At 74.7% G+C, this 24,713-nt stretch carries 26 protein-coding genes and 1 pseudogene; 13 read left to right on the top strand and 14 right to left on the bottom strand.

Annotated elements, in window-relative coordinates; translation table 11 throughout:
* Positions 1–108 precede the first annotated feature (108 nt).
* On the bottom strand, positions 109–1,053 hold the full coding sequence (locus ABD345_RS32745) for a helix-turn-helix domain-containing protein (protein WP_344557509.1): 945 nt from the start codon (positions 1,051–1,053) through the stop codon (positions 109–111).
* 165 nt (positions 1,054–1,218) lie between these two features.
* Between ABD345_RS32745 and ABD345_RS32740 the strand changes: the two genes are divergently transcribed.
* The gene (locus tag ABD345_RS32740; protein ID WP_344557508.1) at positions 1,219–2,382 is read left to right on the top strand and encodes an alpha-hydroxy-acid oxidizing protein; all 1,164 of its coding nucleotides are present in this window, start codon (positions 1,219–1,221) and stop codon (positions 2,380–2,382) included.
* Positions 2,383–2,590: 208 nt separating this feature from the next.
* Here the strand turns inward: ABD345_RS32740 and ABD345_RS32735 are convergent, their stop codons facing one another.
* Positions 2,591–3,028 carry an ATP-binding protein gene (locus tag ABD345_RS32735; protein WP_344557507.1) on the bottom strand — a complete coding sequence of 146 codons (438 nt, stop codon included), beginning with the start codon at positions 3,026–3,028 and terminating at the stop codon, positions 2,591–2,593.
* 207 nt (positions 3,029–3,235) lie between these two features.
* Here ABD345_RS32735 and ABD345_RS40370 point away from each other — a divergent pair.
* Positions 3,236–3,442 (top strand): annotated as a pseudogene (locus tag ABD345_RS40370) (helix-turn-helix domain-containing protein); the annotation flags it as partial.
* Positions 3,443–3,596: 154 nt separating this feature from the next.
* Positions 3,597–4,226 (top strand): TrmB family transcriptional regulator, encoded by a 630-nt coding sequence (locus ABD345_RS32730; protein ID WP_344557506.1) that lies wholly within the window; start codon positions 3,597–3,599, stop codon positions 4,224–4,226.
* Between the two features lie 27 nt (positions 4,227–4,253).
* On the opposite strand, the gene ABD345_RS32725 is transcribed toward ABD345_RS32730, so the two are convergent.
* The gene (locus ABD345_RS32725; protein WP_344557505.1) at positions 4,254–4,736 is read right to left on the bottom strand and encodes an Lrp/AsnC family transcriptional regulator; all 483 of its coding nucleotides are present in this window, start codon (positions 4,734–4,736) and stop codon (positions 4,254–4,256) included.
* 110 nt (positions 4,737–4,846) lie between these two features.
* Between ABD345_RS32725 and ABD345_RS32720 the strand changes: the two genes are divergently transcribed.
* Both ABD345_RS32720 and ABD345_RS32715 read left to right on the top strand, forming a co-directional pair.
* A complete protein-coding gene (locus tag ABD345_RS32720) occupies positions 4,847–6,064 on the top strand; it encodes a trans-sulfuration enzyme family protein (protein ID WP_344557504.1) in 1,218 nt (405 codons plus the stop codon).
* A 276-nt stretch (positions 6,065–6,340) separates the two neighbouring features.
* On the top strand, positions 6,341–6,847 hold the full coding sequence (locus tag ABD345_RS32715) for a fascin domain-containing protein (protein ID WP_344557503.1): 507 nt from the start codon (positions 6,341–6,343) through the stop codon (positions 6,845–6,847).
* Between the two features lie 28 nt (positions 6,848–6,875).
* Here the strand turns inward: ABD345_RS32715 and ABD345_RS32710 are convergent, their stop codons facing one another.
* The 5 genes from ABD345_RS32710 to ABD345_RS32690 form a co-directional block, all read right to left on the bottom strand.
* On the bottom strand, positions 6,876–7,685 hold the full coding sequence (locus ABD345_RS32710) for a DUF1028 domain-containing protein (protein ID WP_344557501.1): 810 nt from the start codon (positions 7,683–7,685) through the stop codon (positions 6,876–6,878).
* A 97-nt stretch (positions 7,686–7,782) separates the two neighbouring features.
* On the bottom strand, positions 7,783–8,094 hold the full coding sequence (locus ABD345_RS32705; protein ID WP_344557499.1) for a GNAT family N-acetyltransferase: 312 nt from the start codon (positions 8,092–8,094) through the stop codon (positions 7,783–7,785).
* Positions 8,095–8,112: 18 nt separating this feature from the next.
* Positions 8,113–8,739 (bottom strand): FMN reductase, encoded by a 627-nt coding sequence (locus ABD345_RS32700; protein ID WP_344557497.1) that lies wholly within the window; start codon positions 8,737–8,739, stop codon positions 8,113–8,115.
* A complete protein-coding gene (locus ABD345_RS32695; protein ID WP_344557495.1) occupies positions 8,736–9,830 on the bottom strand; it encodes an LLM class flavin-dependent oxidoreductase in 1,095 nt (364 codons plus the stop codon). The genes ABD345_RS32700 and ABD345_RS32695 overlap by 4 nt, the downstream gene beginning before the upstream one ends.
* Before the next feature lie 66 nt (positions 9,831–9,896).
* Positions 9,897–10,454: a PadR family transcriptional regulator gene (locus ABD345_RS32690; RefSeq protein WP_344557493.1), complete on the bottom strand. Its 558-nt coding sequence runs from the start codon at positions 10,452–10,454 to the stop codon at positions 9,897–9,899.
* Positions 10,455–10,728: 274 nt separating this feature from the next.
* On the opposite strand from ABD345_RS32690, the gene ABD345_RS32685 reads away from it, so the two are divergent.
* The 3 genes from ABD345_RS32685 (at position 10,729) to ABD345_RS32675 (ending at position 12,703) form a co-directional block, all read left to right on the top strand.
* A complete protein-coding gene (locus tag ABD345_RS32685; RefSeq protein ID WP_344557491.1) occupies positions 10,729–11,607 on the top strand; it encodes a S1 family peptidase in 879 nt (292 codons plus the stop codon).
* Between the two features lie 233 nt (positions 11,608–11,840).
* Positions 11,841–12,269: a hypothetical protein gene (locus ABD345_RS32680; protein ID WP_344557489.1), complete on the top strand. Its 429-nt coding sequence runs from the start codon at positions 11,841–11,843 to the stop codon at positions 12,267–12,269.
* Positions 12,266–12,703 carry a PH domain-containing protein gene (locus tag ABD345_RS32675; RefSeq protein ID WP_344557487.1) on the top strand — a complete coding sequence of 146 codons (438 nt, stop codon included), beginning with the start codon at positions 12,266–12,268 and terminating at the stop codon, positions 12,701–12,703. The genes ABD345_RS32680 and ABD345_RS32675 overlap by 4 nt, the downstream gene beginning before the upstream one ends.
* 181 nt (positions 12,704–12,884) lie before the next feature.
* Here ABD345_RS32675 and ABD345_RS32670 read toward each other — a convergent pair whose 3' ends face one another.
* Positions 12,885–14,891 (bottom strand): oxidoreductase, encoded by a 2,007-nt coding sequence (locus ABD345_RS32670; protein WP_344557485.1) that lies wholly within the window; start codon positions 14,889–14,891, stop codon positions 12,885–12,887.
* 96 nt (positions 14,892–14,987) lie between these two features.
* Here ABD345_RS32670 and ABD345_RS32665 point away from each other — a divergent pair, with 96 nt between their 5' ends.
* Entirely contained in the window at positions 14,988–15,380 is a 393-nt protein-coding gene (locus tag ABD345_RS32665; protein ID WP_344557483.1) for an RNA-binding S4 domain-containing protein, read from the top strand.
* A gap of 24 nt (positions 15,381–15,404) precedes the next feature.
* Here the strand turns inward: ABD345_RS32665 and ABD345_RS32660 are convergent, their stop codons facing one another.
* Positions 15,405–15,899 (bottom strand): hypothetical protein, encoded by a 495-nt coding sequence (locus ABD345_RS32660; RefSeq protein ID WP_344557482.1) that lies wholly within the window; start codon positions 15,897–15,899, stop codon positions 15,405–15,407.
* 174 nt (positions 15,900–16,073) lie between these two features.
* Between ABD345_RS32660 and ABD345_RS32655 the strand changes: the two genes are divergently transcribed.
* On the top strand, positions 16,074–16,493 hold the full coding sequence (locus tag ABD345_RS32655; protein ID WP_344557481.1) for a YchJ family protein: 420 nt from the start codon (positions 16,074–16,076) through the stop codon (positions 16,491–16,493).
* A 27-nt stretch (positions 16,494–16,520) separates the two neighbouring features.
* Here the strand turns inward: ABD345_RS32655 and ABD345_RS32650 are convergent, their stop codons facing one another.
* Both ABD345_RS32650 and ABD345_RS32645 read right to left on the bottom strand, forming a co-directional pair.
* Positions 16,521–17,552 (bottom strand): GNAT family N-acetyltransferase, encoded by a 1,032-nt coding sequence (locus ABD345_RS32650; RefSeq protein WP_344557480.1) that lies wholly within the window; start codon positions 17,550–17,552, stop codon positions 16,521–16,523.
* 22 nt (positions 17,553–17,574) lie between these two features.
* Positions 17,575–18,510, bottom strand: a complete 936-nt coding sequence (locus ABD345_RS32645) for a polysaccharide deacetylase family protein (RefSeq protein WP_344557479.1) — start codon at positions 18,508–18,510, stop codon at positions 17,575–17,577.
* A 244-nt stretch (positions 18,511–18,754) separates the two neighbouring features.
* On the opposite strand from ABD345_RS32645, the gene ABD345_RS32640 reads away from it, so the two are divergent.
* The 3 genes from ABD345_RS32640 to ABD345_RS32630 all read left to right on the top strand — a co-directional run bounded on the left by ABD345_RS32640 (position 18,755) and on the right by ABD345_RS32630 (position 23,271).
* Entirely contained in the window at positions 18,755–21,244 is a 2,490-nt protein-coding gene (locus ABD345_RS32640; RefSeq protein ID WP_344557478.1) for an ATP-dependent Clp protease ATP-binding subunit, read from the top strand.
* Positions 21,245–21,326: 82 nt separating this feature from the next.
* Complete coding sequence (locus ABD345_RS32635; protein ID WP_344557476.1) at positions 21,327–21,959, top strand: hypothetical protein; 633 nt, start codon at positions 21,327–21,329, stop codon at positions 21,957–21,959.
* A 205-nt stretch (positions 21,960–22,164) separates the two neighbouring features.
* Positions 22,165–23,271: a hypothetical protein gene (locus ABD345_RS32630; RefSeq protein WP_344557474.1), complete on the top strand. Its 1,107-nt coding sequence runs from the start codon at positions 22,165–22,167 to the stop codon at positions 23,269–23,271.
* Between the two features lie 3 nt (positions 23,272–23,274).
* Here ABD345_RS32630 and ABD345_RS32625 read toward each other — a convergent pair whose 3' ends face one another.
* Both ABD345_RS32625 and ABD345_RS32620 read right to left on the bottom strand, forming a co-directional pair.
* Complete coding sequence (locus tag ABD345_RS32625) at positions 23,275–23,442, bottom strand: hypothetical protein (RefSeq protein ID WP_344557472.1); 168 nt, start codon at positions 23,440–23,442, stop codon at positions 23,275–23,277.
* A 66-nt stretch (positions 23,443–23,508) separates the two neighbouring features.
* On the bottom strand, positions 23,509–24,651 hold the full coding sequence (locus ABD345_RS32620; RefSeq protein WP_344557470.1) for a PRC and DUF2382 domain-containing protein: 1,143 nt from the start codon (positions 24,649–24,651) through the stop codon (positions 23,509–23,511).
* Positions 24,652–24,713: the final 62 nt, after the last annotated feature.

Raw genomic sequence — 24,713 nt, 5'->3', positions numbered from 1 at the left:
CCCAAGCCCGCCGCAGGCGACTCCCCCACCACCCCCGCACCGCCGCTCTCAACCTCTCTTCCTCAGCCCGCCGCAGGCGCATCCCCACCACCCCTCGCACCACCACCCTCAACCCCCCTCCCCCAAGCCCGCCGCAGGCGACTCCCCCACCGCCCCCCGCACCGCCGTGCGGAAGGCGATCGGCGTGGTGCCGGTGCGCTGGTGGAAGAACTTGGCGAAGTTCGCGGCGTCGGCGAAGCCGAGGTGGTCGGCGATGCGGGCGGCGGAGCTCTCGCTGTGGGCGAGCAGGCGTTTGGCTTCCAGGACGACGCGGCGGTCGACGAACTCCTTGGCGCCGACGCCCGCGGCGGCGAGGGTCGCCCGGGAGAGGGTGCGCGGGGAGTAGCCGAGGAACTTCGCGTAGTCCTCGACCCGGCGGGTGCGGGTGAAGTGGTGTTCGACGGCCTGCCGGAAGCGCCGGTAGGTCTCGCCGGGTTCGGTCGCGGCGCTGCCGCACGGCGCGGGCGGGTTGGCGAGGCGCAGCAGGAGCGCGGCGAGCAGGTGGCGCAGCAGGGCGTGGTGGATCTCGGCGGGCAGGTCCGCGCCGGAGGCGTACTCGCGGTGGAGGTGCCGCACCGCGTGCCGCAGCGCTTCGCGTTCCGGCCCGTCGGTGTGCAGGACGGCGGCGGCGAAGGGGTCGTCGAGGCGGGCGGCGGCGACCGTCGCGGGGTCGGGGAAGCCGGGTTCGAACAGGACCAGGGTGCCGTCGGCGTCGCCGAGCTCGCCCCACTGCTGGACCTGTCCGGGCCGGACCCACAGCCAGCTGCCGGGTCGGACGGTGTGCGCGGTGAAGTCGACGGTGTGGTGCAGGGTGCCGCGGTCGAGGGTGAGCAGGTGGTGGAAGGCGGGGCGCTGGGGCCGGTGGAAGTCGCCCGCGGCGGCCGCCGCGGTGGCGCGGCGGGTGCGGAGTTCGGCGAGGGTCATGACTTCGACGCCGACCGGTCCGCCGGGTGGCGCGGTGAACGGGACCTCGGGGATCGCCGTCCCGGACGCCTGGGGTTCGTTCGCTCGCATGGTCACCACATCCGCTGCCAGGCTACCTCCGGTTGATCTTCCACCGGGAGGGCGATCGACCGCGCCGGGGAAAGGGCGCGGCGGCGGTGGCCGGCCGACCCTTGACTACCCGCGGGTAACCGTTGGAACGTGGCCCCACCCCACCCGGCCCACCGAGGAGCGCGCATGGCCCCCCAGTTCGGCGACTACCAGAACGAGGTCTATTTCGAGGCGCTGTTCGGCGTCGCCCCGAAGTTCCCCATGACGTACGAGGGCCTGGCCGAGCGGGCGCGGCACGCGCTGACGCCGGAGCTGTGGTCGTACGTGGCGGGCGGGGCGGGTGACGAGCACACCCAGCGGGCGAACGCCGCGGCGTTCGAGCGGTGGGGGCTGGTGCCGCGGATGCTGGTCGGCGCGAAGGAGCGGGACCTGCGGGTGGAGCTGTTCGGGCTGGAGCTGGCCTCGCCGCTGTTCCTGGCCCCGGTGGGGGTGGTGGGGCTGTGCGCGCCGGACGGGCACGGGGACCTGGCGACGGCCCGGGCGGCGGCCCGCACGGGGGTGCCGATGGTGGCGTCCACGCTGTCGGTGGACCCGATGGAGGCGGTGGCGGCGGAGCTGGGCGGCACGCCCGGGTTCTTCCAGCTGTACACGCCGACCGACCGGGCGCTGGCCGAGTCGCTGGTGCACCGGGCCGAGGCGGCCGGGTTCAAGGCGATCGTGGTCACCCTGGACACCTGGGTGACCGGCTGGCGGCCGCGCGACCTGGGCAGCGGCAGCTTCCCGCAGCTGCGCGGCCACTGCCTGGCGAACTACACCTCCGACCCGGTGTTCCGGGCCCGGCTGCAGGACCCGGACGGGGACCCGCGCGGTGCGGTGATGGACTGGGTGCAGATCTTCGGCAACCCGCTGACCTGGGACGACCTGCCGTGGCTGCGTTCGCTGACCAGCCTGCCGATCGCACTGAAGGGCCTGTGTCACCCGGAGGACGTGCGCCGGGCGAAGGACGCGGGCGTGGACGGGATCTACTGCTCGAACCACGGCGGGCGGCAGGCGAACGGCGGGCTGCCCGCGCTGGCGTCGCTGGCCGAGGTGGTCGAGGCGGCGGACGGCCTTCCGGTGCTGTTCGACTCGGGCGTGCGCAGCGGCGCGGACGCGGTGAAGGCGCTGGCGCTGGGCGCGACGGCGGTCGGCGTGGGCCGGCCGTACGTGTACGGGCTGGCGCTGGGCGGCGAGGCGGGGGTGGTGCACGTGCTGCGCTCGCTGCTGGCAGAAGCGGACCTGCTGATGGCGGTGGACGGGTACCCGTCGCTGCAGAGCCTGCGCGCGCCGGGCGCACTGCGGAGCTGCTGAGCGCCCCCGGGGCCGCCGGGCGCCTGCCGGGCGCCTGCCGGGTGCGTCGCGTCCGACGGGCCCGGCGGCCCGCCTTATTGCGACTTACTTGCAATAACTCTGAGCGTGCAGCAGAGTGGAGGCTGCGGGGTCGTCCGACGATCGTCTTCCCAACCGGCGTCCGCCGGGACGCGGCGCCGGCCCCGCGCCAGCCTTCGGCGCCGCGCGCTCAGCACTCCAGCGGGAGCCGCACCAGCATGGTCTTGCCGCCGCCGTCCTCGTCCGCGACGGCCTCCGCCGCCCCGCCCGCCAGCGCGGCCAGTTCGTGCACCAGGGCCAGGCCCCAGCCGCCGCTGCCGTCCTCGTGCGGGACCTCGCGGCGCTGCGGACAGTGCGGGTGGCGGTCGTGCACCCGGACGGTCAACTCCCGCTCGCCGAAGTCGAGTTGCAGCGTGGTGCGGGGCGAGCGGGGGGCGGCGTGGCGGACCGCGTTGGTGACCAGTTCGCTCACCACCAGCAGCACCGTGTCGGTCAGCGGGTGGTCCGCGTCCAGTCCGCGGGCGGCCAGTTCGGCCCGCACGCCGCGGCGCGCCTCGGGCACGGACGCGGGTACGGTCGCCAGGCTCAGGCGGTAGCGCACGGTCTGGGGTGGGTCCGCGACAGCCATGGTCGGTCCCTTCACGAACGGGGGCGACCGGGTGGGAGCGGAAGGGCGCCGTTGTCCGGCCGCGTCGGGGCTCGGCAGCCCTGCCCCGTCCGAGTGAACCGGACAGATTACCGATACTCAGTACGGTAAGGCCGAACGCCCTGAACTGCGGCGGCGGATGCTGGACAGTGGCCACAACTCGCCAACGCCCGCCATATCCTGGGGATCATGTCCGACGACCTGCTGGAGCCCCTCGGCCTCGGCCCGCTGGAGAGCGCCCTGTACCTGCGGGTGCTGGCCGCCCCGCGCTCCACCTCCGCCCGCCTCGCCGACTCGGTGGACGCCGCCCCCAGCGCACTGCGCACCGCCCTGCACCGCCTGGTGGCGGCCGGCCTGGTGACCAGGCTGGCCGGCAGCCCGACCAGGTACACCGCCGCCCCGCCGGAGGTCGCGGTGGACGCGCTGGCCACCCGGCGCCAACAGGAGCTCGACCAACTACGGGTGCGGGTCAGGGAACTGGCGGTCACGTACGCCGACCTCGGGCCGTCCGTCTCCAGCAAGGGGGCACCTCCCGGCCGAAGGCTGGGGGATGGTCGAACTGGTCGAAGGACAGGACGCGTTGCGGCACCGCGCCGAACAGCTCCAACTCGGCGCCCAGCAGGAGATCCTGGCGATCGACTGCCCGCCGTACTTCGACAGCCCGACCGACAACCCGATCGAGTTCCAACTGCTCGCCCGGGGCGTGGAGTGCCGGGTGCTGTACGACGCGCCGGGCCTGGAGAGCGCCGACAAGCGGGAGTTCGTGCTGCGCTGCGTGGACGCCGGGGAGCAGGCCCGCAGCCTGCCCTCGGTGCGGATGAAGATGCTGGTCGCGGACCGGCGCTGTGCGATGATCCCGCTGAGCTTCGAGGCCACCGAGTCCACCGCCGCGCTGTGGATCCGCCCCTCCCCGCTGCTGACCGCCCTGGTCACCTGCTTCGACCTGCTGTGGGAGCGTGCCACCCCGCTGGCCGCGGACCGGCCGCGCGACGAACTCGACGACAAGGACCGCGAGTTGCTCGCCATGATGGCGGCGGGCGCGAAGGACGCGGCGATCGCCCGCAGCCTGGGCATCACCCAGCGCACCATGACCCGCCGGATCGCCCAGCTGATGGGCGAGTTGAACGCCCAGACCCGCTTCCAGGCCGGCCTGCAGGCCGCCAAACGCGGCTGGCTATAAGCGGATTGACGGCGTATTGACGATGGGTCAGATCTTCGGACCGCCGCCCGGGACCCGCTCGAAGACCAGGTTGGTGCGGGTCTGCGCGACCGCCGGGTGGGCCGTCAGGTGGTCGACCACGAAGCAGCGCAGCGCCTCCGGGTCGGCCACCGCCACGTGCAGCAGGTAGTCGTCGCTGCCCGCCATGTGGAACACCGCCAGCACGCCCGGCAGGTGCGGCGCGGCGGCCCGGAAGCTGCCGTTCTGCTCCCGGGTGTGCGCCCGCAGCCGCACCGAGATCATCGCCTGCAGCGGCAGCCCGACCGAGGGCAGGTCCACCTCCGCGTGGTAGCCGGCGATCACCCCGCGCTCGCGCAGCGCCCGCACCCGGGCCAGGCAGGTGGACGGCGCGACGCCGACCCGTTCCGCCAGCGCGTTGTTGGGCGTCCGGGCGTCGGCCAGCAACTCCCGGACGATCGCCCGGTCGACCGCGTCGAGCCCCGCCGCGCGGCCCCGTGGAATGTTCGGCACGCCCCCAGCGTGGCGGCCCGCGCCGAACATCCGCAAGAGCGCCCCCGCCCGGACCGAATCATCTGCCGCCGCCCTGGCCATTCAACACTTCCAACTTCACCATCACGGCCATGAGCCGACTCGACACCCGAGCCGTGCACGCCGGCCGCGAGGACCTCGCCGGACTCGGCACGCACGTCCCCCCGCTCGACCTGTCCACCACCTACCCGGTACCGGACCTCGGCGCCGGCGGCGACGCCTACCAGGCGCTGGCCGGCGGCGGACGGCCGCCCGCCGCCGGCGGCCTGGTCTACCAGCGGCTGTGGAACCCCACCGTCGCCCGCTTCGAACGGGCGCTGGCCGAACTGGAGGGCTGCGCCGAGGCGGTGGCCTTCTCCTCCGGCATGGCCGCGCTCTCCGCCTGCCTGCTGGCCGCCGCCGCGGACGGCCGCCGGCACGTGGTCGCGCTGCGCCCGCTGTACGGCGGCTCCGACCACCTGCTGGACTCCGGCCTGCTCGGCACCGAGGTGACCTGGGCCGCCCCCGACACCCTCGCCGCGGCGCTGCGCCCCGACACCGGGCTGGTCCTGGTCGAGACCCCGGGGAACCCCACCCTGGACCTGCTCGACCTGACGGCGCTCGCCGAACGCTGCGGCGGCGTGCCGCTGCTGGTCGACAACACCTTCGCCACCCCGGTGCTGCAGCGGCCCGCGGCGTTCGGCGCCACCCTGGTGCTGCACTCCGCGACCAAGGCGATCGGCGGCCACGGCGACGTGCTCGCCGGGGCGGTCGCCTGCACCCCCGACTGGGCGGAGCGGCTGCGCCGGGTCCGGGCCGTCACCGGCGCGGTGCTGCACCCGCTGGCCGGCTACCTGCTGCACCGCGGCCTGCAGACCCTCCCGCTGCGGGTGCGCGCCGCCTCCGCCACCGCCTTCCGGCTCGCCGACTGGCTGGCCGGGCGGCCCGAGGTCACCGCCGTGCACTACCCGGGCCGGTCCGGTTCGCCGCTGCTCGGCCGCCAACTGCTGGGCGGGGGCAGCGTGCTGGCCTTCGAGGTCGCGGGCGGGTTCGCGCACGCCGCGGCGGTCGCCGAGCGCTGCGAGCTGATCACCCACGCCGTCTCGCTCGGCGGCGTCGACACCCTGGTCCAGCACCCCGCCTCGCTCACCCACCGCCCGGTCGCCGCCGCCCACCGGCCGTCCCCGGCGCTGCTGCGGCTGTCCGTCGGCCTGGAGGACCCGGACGACCTGATCGCCGACCTGACCTCGGCCCTGGCCCCGGCCCCGGCCCAGACACAGGCCCCGGCCCCGGCTCCGGCCCCGGCCCCGGCCCCGGCCCCGGCCCGCTGAGCGAGGCGGTCGGGGCCGTACGTCCACGGGCGGCCGGACGCCGGTACGAAGCCTCCTCGTACGAAGCGCGGACGGAGGGGCGTCGTCCGGTTCGGGACACGCGCCCGGAACGGACCGGTCGCCCCTGCTCCGCGCCGGGGCGACCGGGTCAATACGCGGATCTGCCCGGTACCCCGGGGGCGGCGGCGCGGGACAGGGTGTGACCGCACCGCCACGCGGAGTACCGCACCCGACCGGCTCCGCGACCCGACCAGACGGAAGTGGGGAAGTCCCAGCATGCCCTTGACCGCAGCCGACCTCGTGAAGCTCGGCGACGTGCCCGTCGCCATCCAGTCCGCCTTCTTCCACAACATCTTCGTGCGCCTGGACGGCACCGGCGTCACCTCCGCCACCGACGGGGGCGGCGGCACCGTCAACGCCCAGTACGGCCTGGGCCCGCTGACCACCTTCAAGGTCCGCGCGCAGGCCGACGGCTCGTTCGCCTTCGAGTCCACCGCCTTCTCGAACGTCTTCCTGCGGCTGGACGGCACCGGCGTCCCGGCCAGCCAGGCCGGCGGCGGCAAGGTCAACGCCCAGTTCGGGGCCGGCCCGTACGAGAAGTACCGCGTCCTGCCGCAGACCAGCGGCACCGCCTCGTTCGAGTCGGCGGCCTTCCCCGGCACCTACCTGCGCCTGGTCACCGGCAGCGGCGTCACCACCGCGACCGGCCCCGGCGGCACCGTCAACGCCCAGGTCAACGCGGACGGCGGGGAGAACGAGACGTTCTACTTCGTGGTCGCCTGACCGTCGCGCCACCACCTGCGGACGGCCGTCACGCCCCGGCGGCCGTCCGCAGGTGCGCCAGCACCACCGGGTCGATCCGGCCCTCGGCGAGGCGGCCCTCCAGGTTCTCCAGGCCCGCCCAGCGGTCCAGCGAGTCGTACCCGAGAGCGCCCAGCAACTCCCGTACCTCGGCGGCGAGTTCGCCCTCCAGCGGAAGCAGCTCCGCCGGGTCCGACGCCCCGTGCAGCACCTCGTGGACGGCCAGCAGCCGGCGCAACTCGGCCACCGGATCGGCGTGGTCGTCCACCCGCAGGTCGTACGCGGTGTCCCCCCAGCCACCGACCCCCCGCCCCGGGTCGACCACGTACAGCGCGGCGCTCTGCCGCCCCCGGGCGTCCCCGCCCGCCGCGTCACCCGCCGCGAGCGCGGCCACCAGCCGTTCCGCGAACGGCAGTTCGGCGGAGGCCAGCCAGACCGCCGCCGTGTCCCGGACCACCTCGGGCCCGGTCAGGACGTTCCCCTGCACCGCGTAGCCGTCCCCGGCCAGCCCGCCCGCCCAGGGCAGGCACTCCTCCCCGGTGTACGTCACCGCGGTCCCGTCCGCCCCGACCACCCCCAGCTGCCGGTGCGCCCGCCCCTCGTCCGCCGCCAGCAGCGCCGCCAGCGCCCCGGCCGGCCCGACCCCGCTGCGCAGCATCGCCAACCCCTGCGGCCGGTACGCGACATTGGCCCACGCCTGCGTCGCGAGCGCGCCGACACCGACCTCGGCCGCGGGCACCAGCGCACCGACCGACAGGAACTTGCTCGCCACGGCGACACCGAGCGCGGTGCCCTGACGGGCCACGATGGAGAAGGTCACGACCCGCGACGATAGCCCTCGCCGGGCGGTTCGTCCACGCCCCGAACGCACCCGGCAAACCCCGGCAAGAACCGCCGGAAGGCGAAGGCAGCGGGCCTCAGAGGTCGAACTTGCCGCGCTTGTCCGCCGGCACCAGGTCCACGTACTCCGGGTGCTTGGCGATCCAGCCGCGGATGAACGGGCAGTACGGCAGGACGCTCGCGCCGCGCTCGCGGACGGCGTCCAGCGCGGCGCGGGCCAGCTTGCCGCCGAGGCCCTGCCCCTCGAAGGCGGGGTCGATGACGGTGTGCACGAACGCCACCGTGCTTCCCCCGTCGCGGAGTTGGTACTCGGCGAAGCCGGCCTGCCCGGCGTCGGTGCTGATCTCGAAGCGGGACTGCTCGGTGTTGTCACGGACCTGGGGTTCCATGGCCGTACCTCCTGGGTGTCAGTGGGCGCGCAGCGCCGCGAGTTGCTGGGCGAAGGGGACGACCTGCTCGGCCGCCCGGGCACGGGGGGCCGCGGCGGGCCGGCCGGCGAGGCTCTCGGCGAGTTCGCCGGCCGCGCGGGCGATCCGTCCGGCGAGGGAGCCGTCGGCGCCGTCGGCGCCCCAGTCCTCGGAGGCGGCGAACACCGCGGTGGGGAGGACCACGGCCCGCAGGTAGGCGAACAGCGGCCGCACGGCGTGTTCGAGGGCGAGGCTGTGCCGGGCGGTGCCGCCGGTGGCCGCGATCAGCACGGGCTTCCCGGTCAGCGCGTCCCGGTCGAGCACGTCGACGAAGGACTTGAACAGGCCGCTGTAGGACGCGGAGAAGATCGGCGTGACCGCGATGATCCCGTCCGCCTCCTCCACCGCCCGGACGGCCTCGGCCAGCGCGGGCGGCGGGAAGCCGGTGACCAGGTTGTCGGCGACGTCCCGGGCGAGTTCGCGCAGTTCGACGGTCCGGACGTCCACCTCCCGCCCGGCCTCGCGCAGGTCGCGGGCGGCGGCCTCGGCGAGCCGGTCGGCGAGCAGCCGGGTGGAGGACGGGACGCTGAGCCCGGCCGTCACCACGACGAGCTTGAGGGTGCTCACTTCGCCGCCACCTCCTCCGCCCGGGCGGCCGCGACGCGCGCGGCGTGGGTGGGCCCGTCGGGCACCCCGGCCGGCCGGTTCTTCGCGAACTCGGCGCGCAGCACGGGGACGACCTCCTCGCCGAGCAGGTCGAGCTGTTCGAGGACGGTCTTGAGCGGGAGCCCGGCGTGGTCCATCAGGAACAGCTGGCGCTGGTAGTCGCCGAAGGTCTCGCGGAAGGCGAGGGTCTTCTCGATGACCTCCTGCGGGCTGCCGACGGTGAGCGGGGTCTGCTCGGTGAACTCCTCCAGCGAGGGGCCGTGGCCGTAGACGGGGGCGTTGTCGAAGTACGGGCGGAACTCGCGGACGGCGTCCTGCGAGTTCTTCCGCATGAAGACCTGCCCGCCGAGGCCGACGACCGCCTGCTCGGGGGTGCCGTGGCCGTAGTGGGCGTAGCGCTCCCGGTAGAGGTTGATCAGCTTCTGGAAGTGCTCCTTGGGCCAGAAGATGTTGTTCGCGAAGAAGCCGTCGCCGTAGTAGGCGGCCTGTTCGGCGATCTCGGGGCTGCGGATGGAGCCGTGCCAGACGAACGGCGGCGTTCCGTCGAGCGGGCGCGGGGTGGAGGTGAAGGACTGCAGGGGGGTGCGGAAGCGGCCCTGCCAGTCGACGTTCTCCTCGCGCCACAGCTGGTGCAGCAGCGCGTAGTTCTCGACCGCGAGCGGGATGCCCTGGCGGATGTCCTTGCCGAACCAGGGGTAGACCGGGCCGGTGTTGCCGCGGCCCATCATCACGTCGACCCGGCCCTCGGCGAGGTGCTGGAGCATCGCGAAGTCCTCGGCGATCTTCACCGGGTCGTTGGTGGTGATCAACGTGGTGGAGGTGGAGAGGATCAGCTTCTCGGTGCGGGCCGCGACGTAGCCGAGCATGGTGGTCGGCGAGGACGGGACGAACGGCGGGTTGTGGTGCTCGCCGGTGGCGAACACGTCGAGTCCGACCTCCTCCGCCTTGAGCGCGATGGCCACCATGGCCTTGATCCGCTCGTGCTCGGTGGGGGTCCGCCCGGTGGTGGGGTCGGTGGTCACGTCGCCGACGCTGAAGATGCCGAACTGCACCGCTCTCAACTCCTTCGAGGTTGATTCAACATTCAACCACTCGCGACAACGGCACGCCACCCGCCCCTATTCCCGCCCCTCCCGCACCGCCTCCCCCACCGACCCGCTCTCCCCCAGCGCCTCGTCCAGCCAGGCCAGCCAGAACGACTCCAGCTGGATGCCGCCGCGCAGCACCAGGTGCTGCAGCCGGTTCTCCCCGGCCGCCGCGTCCGGCGGGAAGTCCCGCCGCTCGATCTCCAGGTACTCCGCCAGCTGCGCCCGGTGCAGCTCGCGGTGCCGGGCCAGCTCCTCCGCCAGCCCGTCCAGCCCCAGCACGGCCGCCGCCCGCAGGCGCAGCAGCAGCGGATCCCGGACCGGCTTCGGGTCCTGCGGCAGGGCGGTCCAGCGGGCCAGCTCGGCCCGCCCGTCCGGCAGCACCTCGTACTCCTTGCGCTGCCCGCGTCCCGCGCCCGGCCCGGACGCCCGGACCAGGCCGGCGCCCTCCAGCCGTCCCAGCTCGCGGTAGATCTGCTGGTGGGTGGCCGACCAGAAGAACCCGATCGACCGGTCGAACCGCCGGGTCAACTCCAGCCCCGAGGACGGCTTCTCCAGCAGGGCGGTGAGGATCGCGTGCGGCAGTGACATGCGGCAGATCGTACGGGCAGGCCGGGCGCCGGCGGGTGCGCCGACCCGTGACGTCGGCTCAGGAGGGTTGCCGCGAAACGGCGTTGCCGACCGACCGGTCGGACGGGAAAGCGCTTACGGGGTCTTGCGCGGTCGCGCCGGACGTCCGCATACTCCCGGGTAGCGCCTGTCAGGGTCAGATCAAGCACCGGGCCACGAGCCGGTGCCGACCTCCCCTGCCCGCGCCTCACGGCCCCTACCCCAGGGCCTCTCCCACTCCCCCAGGAGGAGATCTGTGAGGACCACGCGCACCACCTCCCGCCCGCGCCGCACCGGCGACCGCCTGCTCGCCGTCGCCGCCGCCCTCGCCGCGGCGACCGCCCTCGCGGTGCCCGCCGCCGGGGCCGCCACCGCGGCGCCGGACGCCACCGCCGCCCTGGCCCGGGTCAGCGACTCGGTCGAGCTCAGCGGCGTCAACGGCATCGCCTGGCACACCGATCCGGCCTCCGGGAAGGTCGTGGTGACCGCCGACAGCACCGTCACCCCCGCCGCGCTGGCCCGCCTCACCGCGGCCGCCGGGGCGGACTCCGCCCGGCTGAAGGTCGAGCGCGCCCCCGGCACCTTCAGCCCGAAGCTGTCCGCGGGCGCCGCGATCTACGGCGGCGGCTACCGCTGCTCGCTGGGCTTCAACGTGGTCAAGGGCAGCACGTACTACTTCCTGACCGCCGGGCACTGCGGCAACATCGCGAGCACCTGGTACACCAACTCCGGCCAGAGCACGGTGGCCGGCACCACCGCCGGGTCCAGCTTCCCCGGCAACGACTACGCCCTGGTCCGCTACACCAACACCTCGCTCAGCCACCCGGGCGGCTTCACGGCCGCGAACGCGTACGTCGGCGAGGCCGTCAAGCGCACCGGCTCGACCACCGGCACCCACAGCGGCAAGGTCACCGCGCTGAACGCCACCGTCCGCTACTCCGACGGCGGCACCGTCAGCGGCCTGATCCAGACCACCGTCTGCGCCGAGGGCGGCGACTCCGGCGGCCCGCTGTACGACGGCACCAAGGCCCTGGGCCTGACCTCCGGCGGCAGCGGCGACTGCACCTCCGGCGGCACCACCTTCTTCCAGCCCGTCACCGAGGCCCTCTCCGCGTACGGGGTCTCGCTCTACTGAGCACCGCCGACGCCCACCGGAGCCCCCGGCCCCGGTGGGCGTCCGCGCGTCCGCGCGCCCGCACCCGGCACCCGCGGCCCGGCCCGCGGGGCCGCTCTGTACGATTCCTTCACTCCGCCCCCGCTCCCGAACCCGCAGGTGGCCGTGAAGAAGCACGAGAGCCCGTCGCCGCGGTTCACCGGCCCCCTCCCGGTGCTGCCCGGCCGCCCGGACGCGCCCCCGGCGGGCGCCCGGTGAGCGGCGCCGAGTCCGCCTGGCGGGCGCTGACCGTGCTGTCGGTGGCCGCCGCCGTCGCGGTCTGCCCGCTCACCCGGCTGCGCCGCCGGCTGTCCCCCGCCGTCCTGGTGCCGCTGCTCGTCGGCTGCCTGGCGGTGGCGGGCACGGTCGCCGCCCTGCACCCGCCCGCCCGCGGGATCACCGGCTTCGCCCTGGTCTTCGGCGCGGCCTGGCTCACCTCCCTCTGGGGCTTCGACGCCCAGCGGGACCAGGCCGCCCGGGCCGAACGGGGCCTGCCGCCGCTGCTGAAGGGCGACGCGGTCACGCGCAGCCGGTTCGACCCGGTCTGGCTCCACCGCTACCGCCGCCGGATGCGCGCCACCCCGCTCCCGGAGCACCGGCCCGAACCGCCCGTACGACCCGAGCAGCCCCGGAGGACGCCGTGACGCGCCCGAAGAAGTACACGAACCCGTGGTACCCCGTGCTGGGCGTGCTGCTCGGCGCGCTGGGCGCCGTGCTGCTGGTCGGCGCGCCGGAGCAGCACGGCGCCGAGCAGGTGCTCGGCCAGGGCGGAGTCGGCCTGGCCGCCCTGCTCTGCGCCGTCCGGACGGCCCGGCTGGCGGTGATCCCGACCCCGGCGGGGGTGCTGGTCCGCAACCTGTTCTTCACCAGGACGGTGCCCTGGGACCGGATCGCGGGCTTCTCGCTGGTCCGGATCCTGGACATCGACCTGCTGGACGGTGGCACCGTCACCTGCTCCGCCGTCCAGCGGGGGCCCTCCCACCGGGCCGGCGGCTACACCGACCGGGCGCTGGCCGCGCTGGAGGCCGCCCTCGCCGCCCACCGCACGGCGGCCCCCTCCCCCGCGGCCGACCGGTGAGCACCGGCGCGCCGGACTACCGCAACCGACCACCGGCGCTGCTCGGCCGGCCGGGCCTCGCGGGAGCGGCCGCGGGCTTCGGGCTGCTCGCCGGCTGACGGCCGCCCGGCGCGCCGGTCCCGGCGCGTGCCGGTCCCGGCGCGTGCCGCTCAGAGCACGCGCCGGTCAGCGCACGTGCCGGTCAGAGCGCGGCGGCCAGCCGGGTGCCCTGGTCGATGGCGCGCTTGGCGTCGAGCTCGGCGGCCACGTCCGCGCCGCCGATCAGGTGGGGTTCGACGCCGCGCTCGCGCAGGGCGTCGAGCAGGTCGCGGCGGGGTTCCTGGCCCGCGCAGAGCACCACGGTGTCGACGGGGAGCAGCCGATCCTCACCGTCCACGGTGACGTGCAGGCCCGCGTCGTCGATCCGCCGGTACTCGACGCCGGGGACGCTCACCACGCCGCGGTGGCGCAGTTCGGTGCGGTGGATCCAGCCGGTGGTCTTGCCGAGTCCGGCGCCGACCTTGCCGCTCTTGCGCTGGAGCAGGAAGACCTGGCGCGGGCTCGCGGGCCGCTCGGGGGCGGCCAGGCCGCCGGGGCCGGCGTACGAGCGGTCGACGCCCCACCGGGCGAGGAAGTCGGGGGCGTCCGCGCCCGGGTCGGTGAGGTACTCGGCGACGTCGAAGCCGATGCCGCCCGCGCCGATCACCGCGACCTTCGCGCCGGCCTTCGCGCGGCCCTGCAGCACGTCCAGGTAGCCGAGCACGCTGGGGTGGTCGACGCCGTCGATGGCGGGGGTGCGCGGGGTGACGCCGGTGGCCAGCACCACTTCGTCCCAGCCGGTCAGCTGCTCCGGGCCGACGACCGCGCCGAGGCGCAACTCGACGCCGGTGCGGGCGAGTTCGTGCCGGTAGTAGCGCAGCGTTTCGTCGAACTCCTGCTTGCCGGGCACCCGCCGGGCGACGTTCAGCTGGCCGCCGACCTCCTCCGCGGCGTCGAACAGGGTGACCCGGTGGCCGCGGCCGGCGGCGGCGGTGGCGAAGGCGAGTCCGGCCGGTCCGGCGCCGACCACGGCGATCCGCTTGGCGCGGCGGGTGGGGGCGAGGACGAGTTCGGTCTCGTGGCAGGCGCGCGGGTTGACCAGGCAGGAGGTGATCTTCGCGCTGAAGGTGTGGTCCAGGCAGGCCTGGTTGCAGCCGATGCAGGTGTTGATGGCCTCGGGGGTGCCCGCGGCGGCCTTGTTCACGAAGGCGGGGTCGGCGAGCATCGGCCGGGCCAGCGAGACCAGGTCGGCGTGCCCGGTGGCGAGCAGCTCCTCGGCCAGCTCGGGGGTGTTGATCCGGTTGGTGGTGACCAGCGGGATGCCGACCCGCCCCATCAGCTTCCTGGTGACCCAGGCGTAGGCGCCGCGCGGCACCGAGGTGGCGATGGTGGGGATCCGGGCCTCGTGCCAGCCGATGCCGGTGTTGATGACGGTGGCCCCGGCGGCCTCGACCTCGCGGGCGAGCCGGACCACCTCCTCGAAGGTGGAGCCGCCGGGGACGAGGTCGAGCATGGAGAGCCGGTAGACCAGGATGAAGTCCGGTCCGACCCGCTCGCGCACCCGCCGGACGATCTCGACCGGGAAGCGCATCCGGTTCTCGTAGCCGCCGCCCCACTCGTCGGTGCGGTGGTTGGTCCGCGCGGCGGTGAACTCGTTGATCAGGTAGCCCTCGGAGCCCATCACCTCGACGCCGTCGTACCCGGCGGAGCGGGCGAGTGCGGCGCAGCGGGCGAAGTCCTCGATCGTCTGCTCGATCTGCTCGGCGGTGAGCTCGTGCGGGACGTACGGGCTGATCGGAGCCTGCAGCGCGGACGGGGCGACCAGGTCCTCGTGGTACGCGTACCGGCCGAAGTGCAGGATCTGCAGGGCGATCTTCCCGCCCGCGGCGTGCACGGCGTCGGTGATCGCCCGGTGCTCGGCGGCCTCCTGCTCGGTGGTGAGCTTGGCGCCGCCCGCCCAGGGCCGCCCGGCCTCGTTGGGGGCGATGCCGCCGGTGACGATCAGGCCGACGCCGCCGCGGGCGCGCTCCGCGTAGAAGGCGGCCATCCGCTCGAAGCCGTGCTCGGCCTCCTCCAGCCCGACGTGCATGGAGCCCATCACCACCCGGTTCGGCAGGGTGGTGAACCCCAGGTCCAGCGGGGCCAGCAGGTGGGGGTACGCAGCGGTCATCGACGCCTCCGGTCGGGATTTGTTACCCAACGGTAGGGCGCGACGGACCGAGCGTGCAACTAGTTGCAAAAAGGGCGGCCCGACTAGAGTCGTGCCATGAGTGCGGACGAGGTGAGCGTGCGGATCGACAGCTGGATCTGGGCGGTCCGGCTGATCAAGACCCGCTCGGCGGCGGGCGCGGCCTGCCGGGCCGGGCACGTGAAGGTGAACGGGGCCACCGCGAAGCCCGCGCAGCACGTCAAGCCGGGTGACGACGTGCGGGTGCGGATCGAGGGCCGGGAGCGGGTCGTCCAGGTGGTGCGGCCGATCGCCAAGCGGGTCGGCGCCCCGGTCGCCGAGACCTGCTACGTGGACCACAGCCCCCCGCCGCCGCCGCGCGAGGAGCGCCCGGCGGCGGGCGCCCAGCGCGACCGCGGCGCCGGGCGGCCGACCAAGCGCGAGCGGCGCGACCTCGACCGGCTCAAGGACGGCTACCGCCCGTACTTCTGAGCCGCCGCCGGGCTCCGGGGGCCGTCACTCCTCCATCGCCCTCTCCTTGGCGATCCGCACCTGCTCGGCGAACTGCTCGGCGGAGATCCGCTCCACCGGGGCGCCGTACTTCGCGGCCAGTTCGTCGGCGGGCCCCTCGTGCTGCTCGGTCAGGTAGACCACCAGCAGCGCCTTCCCGTTGTCGACCCGCGAGGAGAGCACGATCAGGCCCGCGCCGCCGTCGGTGATCTCGGCCTGCTCGGCGGCGTTGCCGATCACCGCGCCGGCGGCGAACCCCAGCAGCACGCCGATCGGGCCGCCGAGCAGCCCGACCAGGCCGCCGACCAGGCCGGACCCGACGGTGGGGACGCCCGCGCCGCGGATGTGGCTCTCCGGGATGTCGACGATCCCCTCGGCGTCGCGCTCCAGCACCGCGACCTGCCGGAGCCCCGGCAGGTGCATCGCGTCCTCGTAGGCGCGGCGGCAGTCCGCCGGATCGGTGAAGCCGAGCAGCAGCACGTTGTGGTGGTGGTCGCTCATCGCGGTTCCCTTCGCCTCGCCGACGGTCGTCCATCCGGTGCCGCGCCGGGCGCGGCACGCGCCCATCCTGCCCGCGCCGCCCGGACCCATGCCTGCGCCACACCGGGGCGAACCAGACAAAAGTCGACAATCACACTGCCGGGACGGGGGCCCGGCCGCGCGATAATGGACCACATGGCCCGCCGACGCACCCCCGCCCCCGCCCCCGCCGCGCCCGCCGACTGCCCCTGCGGCCGGTCCGCCCGGTACGCCGAGTGCTGCGGCCGCCTGCACCGCGGCGAGGCCGCGGCGAGCAGCGCCGAGCAGTTGATGCGCTCCCGGTTCAGCGCCTTCGCGGTCCGCGACGAGCCCTATCTGCTGCGCTCCTGGCACCCGGAGACCCGGCCCGCCTCGGTCGACTTCGACCCCTCGCTGCGCTGGGAGCGCCTGGAGATCCTGGGCGCCACCGAGGGCGGCCCGTTCCACACCGAGGGCAGCGTCGAGTTCCGCGCCCACTACCTGGAGGGCGGCCGGGCCGGCGCGCTGCACGAGCACAGCCGCTTCGTCCGGCACGGGGGCGAGTGGGTCTACCTGGACGGCGACGTCCGGGCCTGAGGCCGCCCGACGCCACCCCGATCCCCGTCAACCCGCCTTCCGCAGGCGGTGCTTGAGCGCGAGCAGCGCCCCGCCGGGGCCGTGCGGCAGCAGCCAGCCGGTGTCGGTCCGGTCGACCGCGCCGAACCGGTACTTGTACGGTTCCCGGCCGCGCAGGAAGTCGAAGGTCCGCACGCCCTCGGCGGCGCAGTTGCGGATCGCCGCGTCGACCAGCGCGGTGCCCAGCGACTCGGCGGCCCAGCGCGGGTCCCAGCCGGTCTGGTAGTAGGCGAACCGGTCGGCCCAGCGGAAGCCGTAGAGCACGCCGACGAGTTCGTCGCGGTGCCGGGCGATCTGGAAGGCCGGGCCGCGGCCGGGCGCGGCGCCCCGGAGCAGCTGCCGGTGCAGCGGCAGCCGGTCGGCGGCGAAGCTGCTGGCCCCGCCCGCGACGGCCTGCCGGCGCAGCCGGTGCAGGTGCAGCAGGTCGTCCAGCAGCCCGGGCTCGGCGGTGCCGGGCGGCAGCCAGTGGAAGCTGACGCCGGCGGCGGCGAGGCGGCGGTGGGCGCGCCGGTTGGCGGCCCGGAAGTCCCGGGAGCCGAGCCGGTCGGGGCCGTCGGTGAGGTCGGCGCGCGGGCAGGCCGAGCGGTCGACCGGCCGGGCGCCGGGCGGCAGCAGGTCGTCGTGCGCGGCGTCCAGTCCGGGCAGCCACAGGGTGGTGCGGCGGGAGCGTTCGGCCAGCCACGCGGCGACCTCGGCGCGCCGGTGCGGGCGGACGGCGGGGCCGCAGTGGTCGGCGGCACCCGGCCCGGTGCCGAGCAGGGTGAGCGCGGGCACCTCGACGGGCAGTCTGCGGTGCGCCCGCAGCCGGACGGCGGCGAGCGGCAGCACCGCCTCGGCCCGGCCGTCCGGTCCGCGCCACACCGCGACCTCGCCCGGCTGTCCGGCGCCCAGGGTGCGCCACCAGGCGAGCACCCAGTCCGGCCCGGCGAACCAGGATCCGTCCGGGTCCTGGTCGACCAACTCGCGCCAGTCGTGCACGAGTTCGCCGTCCAGTTCGGGCGTGCGGTGGATCTCCGGCACTGCTCCCCCCTCCTCGGTGTGCTCAGCGGCCGCCGCGCAGCCGGTGCACGGCCGGGTGCAGTCCGGACAGGATGGTGTCGAAGCGGTCCCGTCCGGTGTGCGAGTTGACCCGCAGCCGGCTGATGCGCAGCCGGTGTGCCGGGGCCAGTTCGGCGTGCCGGTGGTCGAACAGGAACCCCGTACGGTACCCGAGGGTGCGCAGCACCCGGTCGGCGCGCGGGTCGTAGTTGCCGTTGGGGTAGGCGAAGCTGGTCGGCGGGCGGCCCATCCAGTGCGTCAACCGGTCGTGCGAGCCGACGAGTTGGGCGTCGATTTCGACGTCGTCGCAGCGGTCGAGGCAGGGGTGGGAGGCGGTGTGGTTGCCGATCGCCACTCCGGCGTCGGCCAGGGTGTGCAGTTCCGCCCGGCTCAACTGGCGCTGCCTGGGGGCCTGGTGTTTCGCGGTGGCGCGCAACTCGGCGATGGCCGCTTGCCGTTGGGCGTCGGGGAGGGTCTTGAGCCGGCGGACGGCGGCGGCCGGGTCGAGGCCCTGCAGGGCCGCGGCGCGGCCACCGCCGCGGGCGAGCAGGTGGGCGGCCTCGGTCCACCAGTACGGCTGGTCGCCGTCGATCAGGTCGGTGATCACGTAGGCGGCGGCGGGGATGCCGAGCCGGACGAGGACGGGCAGCGCCTCGGTGAGCACGCTGCGGTCGCCGTCGTCGAAGGTGACCAGGACGCTGCGGGCGGGCAGCGGGCGGCGGTGCTCGGCGGCCCGGGCGACCTCCTCCGGGCCGACCGGGCGGGCGGTGCGGGCCAGGCGTTCCATCTGGGCGCGGAAGGCCGCCGGGTCGTCGATGCCGTGGTAGGCGAGCACGGCGAGCCGGCGGGCGGCGCGGGCCCGGAAGACGGGCTGCAGCGGGGAGCGGCGCAGCAGCGCGTCGATGCCCCGGCGTCCGGCGGCGCGGTCCGCGATCGGCATGGCCCGTCCCCCTCGGGTGGTGCGCGCGGGCGCCCCGGGCGGTCGGCCCGGGGTGTCCGCTGGAGTCAAGGTCATCAGAGTCCCATGAACGGGTAATGCCTGTCCCAAGTTCCTGGAAGCCGGCTGGGAACCGGCCGGATGCGCGCCCCGCCACCTGTCCGGATCATCCGCTTAGCGACCGGTATCACCCGTTGGCATAGTTCGGGGGGACCGCTGCCCGCCCGCCCATGGGAGTGCCTCCGCGATGACCGTGCCCGGCTTCGGCTCTTTCGGCTCCGACGACGCCTTCTCGGACCTGCTCAACCGCTTCTTCGGCCTCAACCCGGCCGCCTCCCCGCCCGCCGTCCAGCGGGTCCCGATCGGGCGGCTGCTGACCGAGTCCGCCCGCGACCTGATCGCCCGCGCCGAACTGCGCGCCCAGGAGGACGGCAGCGCCGACCTGGACACCCCGCACCTGCTGTGGGCCGCCACCCGGGTCGAGCCGTCGCGCGGCCTGCTCGCCCGGGCCGGTGCCGACCCGGACGAGCTGGCCGCCGCCCTGGAGCGCAGCCTGCCCGCCGGCTCCGCCGACCCCTCGGTGGACCCGGGCCTGACCCCCGCCGCCAAGCGGGTGCTGATCGGCGCGCACGCCCGCTCGCAGGCCGCCGGGGTCTCCTACATCGGGCCCGAGCACATCCTGGCCGCGCTGCTGGACGACCGGGACTCGGCGGTCGGCAAGCTGCTGGACGCCCGGGGCGCCGACGCCTCCCGGCTGCGCGGCGCCACCGAGGCCGCGGCCCGCGGCGAGCGCCCGCCGGCCGGGGCGGAGAGCACGACGCCGACCCTGGACGAGTACGGCCGCGACCTCACCGAGGAGGCCAAGCTCGGCCGGCTGGACCCGGTGGTCGGCCGGGCCGAGGAGATCGAGCAGACCGTCGAGATCCTCTCCCGCCGCTCCAAGAACAACCCGGTGCTGATCGGCGAGCCCGGCGTCGGCAAGACCGCCATCGTCGAGGGCCTGGCCCAGCGGATCGTCTCCGGCGACGTGCCGTCCACCCTGAAGGACCGCCGGGTGGTCTCGCTGGACCTGTCCGGGCTGGTCGCGGGCTCCAAGTACCGCGGCGAGTTCGAGGAGCGGCTGAAGAACGTCATCGACGAGGTCCGCGGGGCCGCCGACTCCACCGTGCTGTTCATCGACGAACTGCACACCGTGGTCGGCGCGGGCGCCGGCGGCGAGGGCGCGATGGACGCGGGCAACATGCTCAAGCCCGCGCTGGCCCGCGGCGAGCTGCACGTCATCGGCGCCACCACCATCGACGAGTACCGCAAGCACATCGAGAAGGACCCGGCGCTGGAGCGCCGCTTCCAGCCGGTGCTGATCCCGGAGCCCTCGGTCGAGGAGACCGTGCAGATCCTGGAGGGCCTGCGCGACTCCTACGAGGCCCACCACCAGGTCCGCTTCACCGACGAGGCGCTGCGCGCCGCCGCCGACCTCTCCGACCGGTACGTCTCCGACCGCTTCCTGCCGGACAAGGCGATCGACCTGATCGACCAGGCCGGCGCCCGGGTCCGGCTGCGCGGCCTGGGCCGCTCCACCGAGGTGATCGGCCGCGAGGACGAGCTGGCCAAGCTGCGCCGCGAGAAGGACGAGGCGGTGGCCGCCGAGGACTTCTCCCGCGCCTCCGAACTGAAGGCCCGGATCGCCGACCTCCAGGCGCGGACCGCCGAGGTCGAGGAGCGCCGCGAGGGCGTGGTCTCGGTGACCGTCGACGACATCGCCGACGTGCTCTCCCGGCAGACCGGCATCCCGGTCTCCCAGCTCACCGAGGACGAGAAGGCCCGGCTGCTCAAGCTGGAGGACGAGCTGCACGCCCGGGTGATCGGCCAGGACCGGGCGGTGGTCGCGGTCTCCGAGGCGGTGCGCCGCAGCCGGGCCGGGATGGCCGACCCGGACCGGCCGGTCGGCTCGTTCCTGTTCCTCGGCCCGACCGGCGTCGGCAAGACCGAACTCGCCAAGGCCCTGGCCGAGTTGATCTTCGGGGACGAGGACCGGCTGGTCCGCTTCGACATGAGCGAGTTCCAGGAGAAGCACACCGTCTCCCGCCTGGTCGGCGCCCCGCCCGGGTACGTCGGCTACGACGAGGCCGGGCAGCTCACCGAGGCGGTCCGCCGCCGCCCGTACAGCGTGCTGCTGTTCGACGAGGTCGAGAAGGCCCACCCGGACGTCTTCAACGCCCTGCTCCAGGTCCTCGACGACGGGCGGCTGACCGACGCGCAGGGCCGCACCGTCGACTTCCGCAACACCGTGGTGATCATGACCTCCAACATCGGCTCGCAGCTGATCCTGGCCCACAAGGGCGAGACCGACGAGATCCGCGACCGGCTGATGGAGGAGCTGCGCGGGCGCTTCCTGCCCGAGTTCCTCAACCGGATCGACGACATCATCGTCTTCGACGCGCTGGACGCCGACGACCTGCTGCGGATCGTCGACCTGATGCTGGCCAGCTCCGAACGCCGGGTCAAGGCCCAGGGGATGGAGCTGGAGGTCACCGAGGCGGCGAAGAACTGGCTGGTCGACAAGGGCCACCAGCCCGAGTTCGGCGCCCGCCCGCTGCGCCGCACCATCCAGACCCAGCTCGACAACCGCCTCGCCACCATGCTGCTCGGCGGCGACCTGCGCCCCGGCGACACCATCGTCGCGGACGCGCGGGACGGCGAACTGATCTGCTCGATCGGCCGTCCCCAGCCGTCCTGACCGCCCCTCCCCGGAGCCCCGGCGCACCCCCGCCGGGGCTCCGACGCATCCGCCGACAGTGCCGCATGGCACCCTACGGATCATGAACATCACTGCCGCGCCCACGAGTTGGGACGCATGCGTCGCACTCTTCGACTCCCGCGCCCTGCCCGTCTCCAGCTACGAGAACCTCTACGACGTGCACACCGGCGCGCTGACCGTCCCCGGCCCGCTCGACCTGGACGCGCTGGACCTGCACGGCACCGGCCTGGTCGTCGACGGCGACCTGACGGTCGAGGGCGCGGTGCTCAACGCGGACGACGGCTGCCCGGCCCTGGTCGTGCTCGGCGACCTGACCGCCGCCGCCGTGCACCTGGAGGGCGACGCCAAGCTGCTGGTGCGCGGGAGCGTCCGGGTCGGCGCGTTCGTCGGCCACCTGACCGACAAGCTGGTGATGATCGGCGGCGACCTGGCCGCCGGAGTGACCGTGCTCTCCGCCGGCTTCTTCCCCGACCTGGTCGGCGGCACCCTGACCGGCCCCGTCCTGGCCCCGCCGTACGCACTGGCCGAACTCGGCCACGAGGTGGCCGCCCCGCCCGCCGCCGAGGTCCTCGCCCCCGGGGTCCTGCTCGCCGACGGGGAGCAGGAGCCGGACAGCTGCTTCGACGCCCCGGGCGTCCACGGCGACCGCCTGTACGACCACCTCGCGGCGGGGCGCTCCGTGCTGCGGAGCTGACGCCCGCTGTCCGGGGCCCGGGGCGGCACGGCCCCGCCCGGGCTCCCGTCGGTGACCCGTCGTCACGAGATCGTCGCGGGACTCGAAGCGGAGGTTCCAGGCAGGTGGCGACACGGGCGCTTCACGTTGTCAGTCCGCACCGAGAGCATCTGCTGGTCGAAGCCCACCAACCCGGTCGGCGACTCACGGAAATCAGGTGCGATCCATGACCCCTCGGAATTCGGGCCCGCGCACGGCACGGTCCTCCGCCCCGACGGCGCGGCAGTTGCCGCGCCTGATCGCCCTGGTCGCCTCCGGCGCCCTCGGGCTGGGCCTGCTCGGCGTCCCGGCCACCGCCACGGCGGCCGGGGAGCAGGTCGTCACCTACGGCGACGTCACCCGAGACGGGCTCCCCGACATCCTGCTGCCGGACGGCGCCGGCGACCTCCGCGCCGTCCAGGACGCCACCGGCACGGTCGACACGGGTCAGCTCGTCTCGTACGCGGCCAGCTCGCCCACCGGCACCTGGCAGGACGTCCAGTTCACCCACCGCGGCACGCTGCGCGGGGGCATCTACTTCGACGAGCTGATCACCCACATAGCCGGGGGCCAGCAGCTGTACCTCTACCAGAACTCGGCCACCGGCTTCTCCTCCAGCACCTCGTTCTACCTCAACGGCAGCACCATCCAGGGCGCGGTCACCTGCGTCGACGGCGTCGGCAGCGCCATCGCCTGCCCGCCCGAGCTCGGCACCGACTGGAGCAACGCCACCCAGGTCCTCGCCGTCGGCTCCGTCAGCAACGAGACCACCGGCACCCCGGCCAGAACCAACCTCGTCGCGGTGATCGGCACGAAGCTGTGGCTGTTCTCGCCCGGGAGCAACAACGTCAAGCTGCTCTCCACGACGGACACCCTGCTCTCCGGCCTCGACTGGAGCGGCTACGACCTGATCGGCCCCGGGCCCGCCAACGGCACCACCACCTGCACCGACGCCGCCGGAACGACCACCACCACCGCGCAGGCCACCCTGTGGACCCGCGAGCGCGGCACCGGCCGGATCCTCGCGTACCCGATCACCCGGAACCCCGCCGCCAACTGCTCCGTCGACCTCTCCGCGCTGGCCGACCCGGCCCGGGGCACCGTCATCGGCGGTGGCGTCGATCCCGCCGCCTACCCCGTCGTCGGTTCCGTCGGCGACCTGACCGGTGACGGCGTCCCGGACCTGTACGGACAGGACCCGGCGGGCCGGGTCACCGTCTGGCCGGGCACGGCCGACGACCCGGCCGGACGCCCGGGTGCCGTCACCGGTTTCGCGGCCCCGTCGGCCCCCTAGCGGTCAGCGGGGCGCGGAGTGCCTGCTGCGGCCCATGCGCATGCCGGCCACCAGTAGGGCGCCGACGAACAGCACCGCGCCGATGACCAGCAGCCACAGCAGGCCCTTCGCCAGCACGCCGACGAAGCCGCACACCACGGCGATCAGGACGACGAGCAGCAGCCACGCCATGTCGGCCTCCCTCGGTCCGTTCCGCCCGCGGGGCCCGGCCCGGGAGCCGGGCCCCGCGGGAGCGGGTCAGCGGTGACGCCCCTGGCCGGGGGTGTCCTTGCCGGTGGTCGGCGGCAGCTTGTGCTCGCCGTCGGGCAGTTCGGCCTCGATGCGCTCCTTGCGCACCTCGCCGGTGACGGTCCGCTGCTCGACGTGCTCCTCGGTCACCAGCCGCACCCGTTCCACCGGGACGGCCTCGGTGCGCACCACCGGGCGCTCGCCGTGCAGGGTGACGTCGTACTCGGCCTCCGAGATGGGGTCGCCGGACAGCGCCTCGCCCCGGTTGGCCTCGGTGATCGGCTCGCGCTCGATCCGGACCTCCTCGTGCCGCACCGGCACGGTCTGCTGCTCCTCCTCGGTGACGACGTACTTGCGCAGCCGGGCGTGCCCGGTCTCGTACCGTTCGATGCCGACGTGCATCCGCTCCTCCGAGCGGGTCATCGCGTCGTCGCCCCGCTCCGGCCGGCCGGTGTCCCCGGCGGCGTGGCGCGGGGTCCCGGGCCGGGTGGACGCCGCCGTGACGCCGGCCGCGGTCGGGGCCCCGGACAGGCCGGCGGTTCCGGCGGTTCCGGTGCCGCCGGCAGCGGAACCGGCCGCGCCGGGGGTGGCCGGGGTGCCGGTCAGCCGGGTGTCGGCGGGTCCGGTGCCGGCCGCGGTGGGACGGGCCGTCGTGGGCTTGGCCGTCGTGGGCTTGGCCGTCGTGGGCTTGGCCGTCGTGGGCTTGGCCGCCGCCGCGCCGGCCGCACCGGCCGCGCCCGCGGCTCCGGCGGTCCCCGCCGCACCGTCGCCCTTGCCGCCCGCGTGGGCCCAGCCGCCCTCGCCCGGTTCGTTGGCCGCCTTCCAGGCGTCGTCCCAGGCGATGCCGTAGTGGCGGTACAGCCGGCGCTCCTCCTGCTCGGAGAGGTGGCCGCCGTTGTCCACGTCCACGTTCGGCGCGTCCTTGACCTTCTCCTTCTCGTAGGGGACCTGGAGGTGGCCGTCGACCACGTGCGCGTCCCGGATCGGGACGAAGGACTCGCTGGAGCCGAACCAGCCGGTCTTGACGCTGACCCACTCGGGCTTGCCGGTGGAGTCGTCGAGGTAGAGGTGATCGGCCTTGCCGATCTTGTTGCCCTGGGCGTCGTGGACGGGCTGGTGCAGCATGGAACGCATCTGTTGCTCGGTGATCATTTGCACACGCCTCCTTCACATTCCAGCACTGGCACGCGTGGCCCGCTGCGGCGAAACGAAAC

The sequence above is a fragment of the Kitasatospora saccharophila genome (assembly GCF_039529925.1).
GTDB lineage: Bacteria > Actinomycetota > Actinomycetes > Streptomycetales > Streptomycetaceae > Kitasatospora > Kitasatospora saccharophila.
The sequence above is the reverse complement of the archived record's forward strand: the minus strand, read 5'-3'. Positions and strand labels throughout refer to the sequence as shown.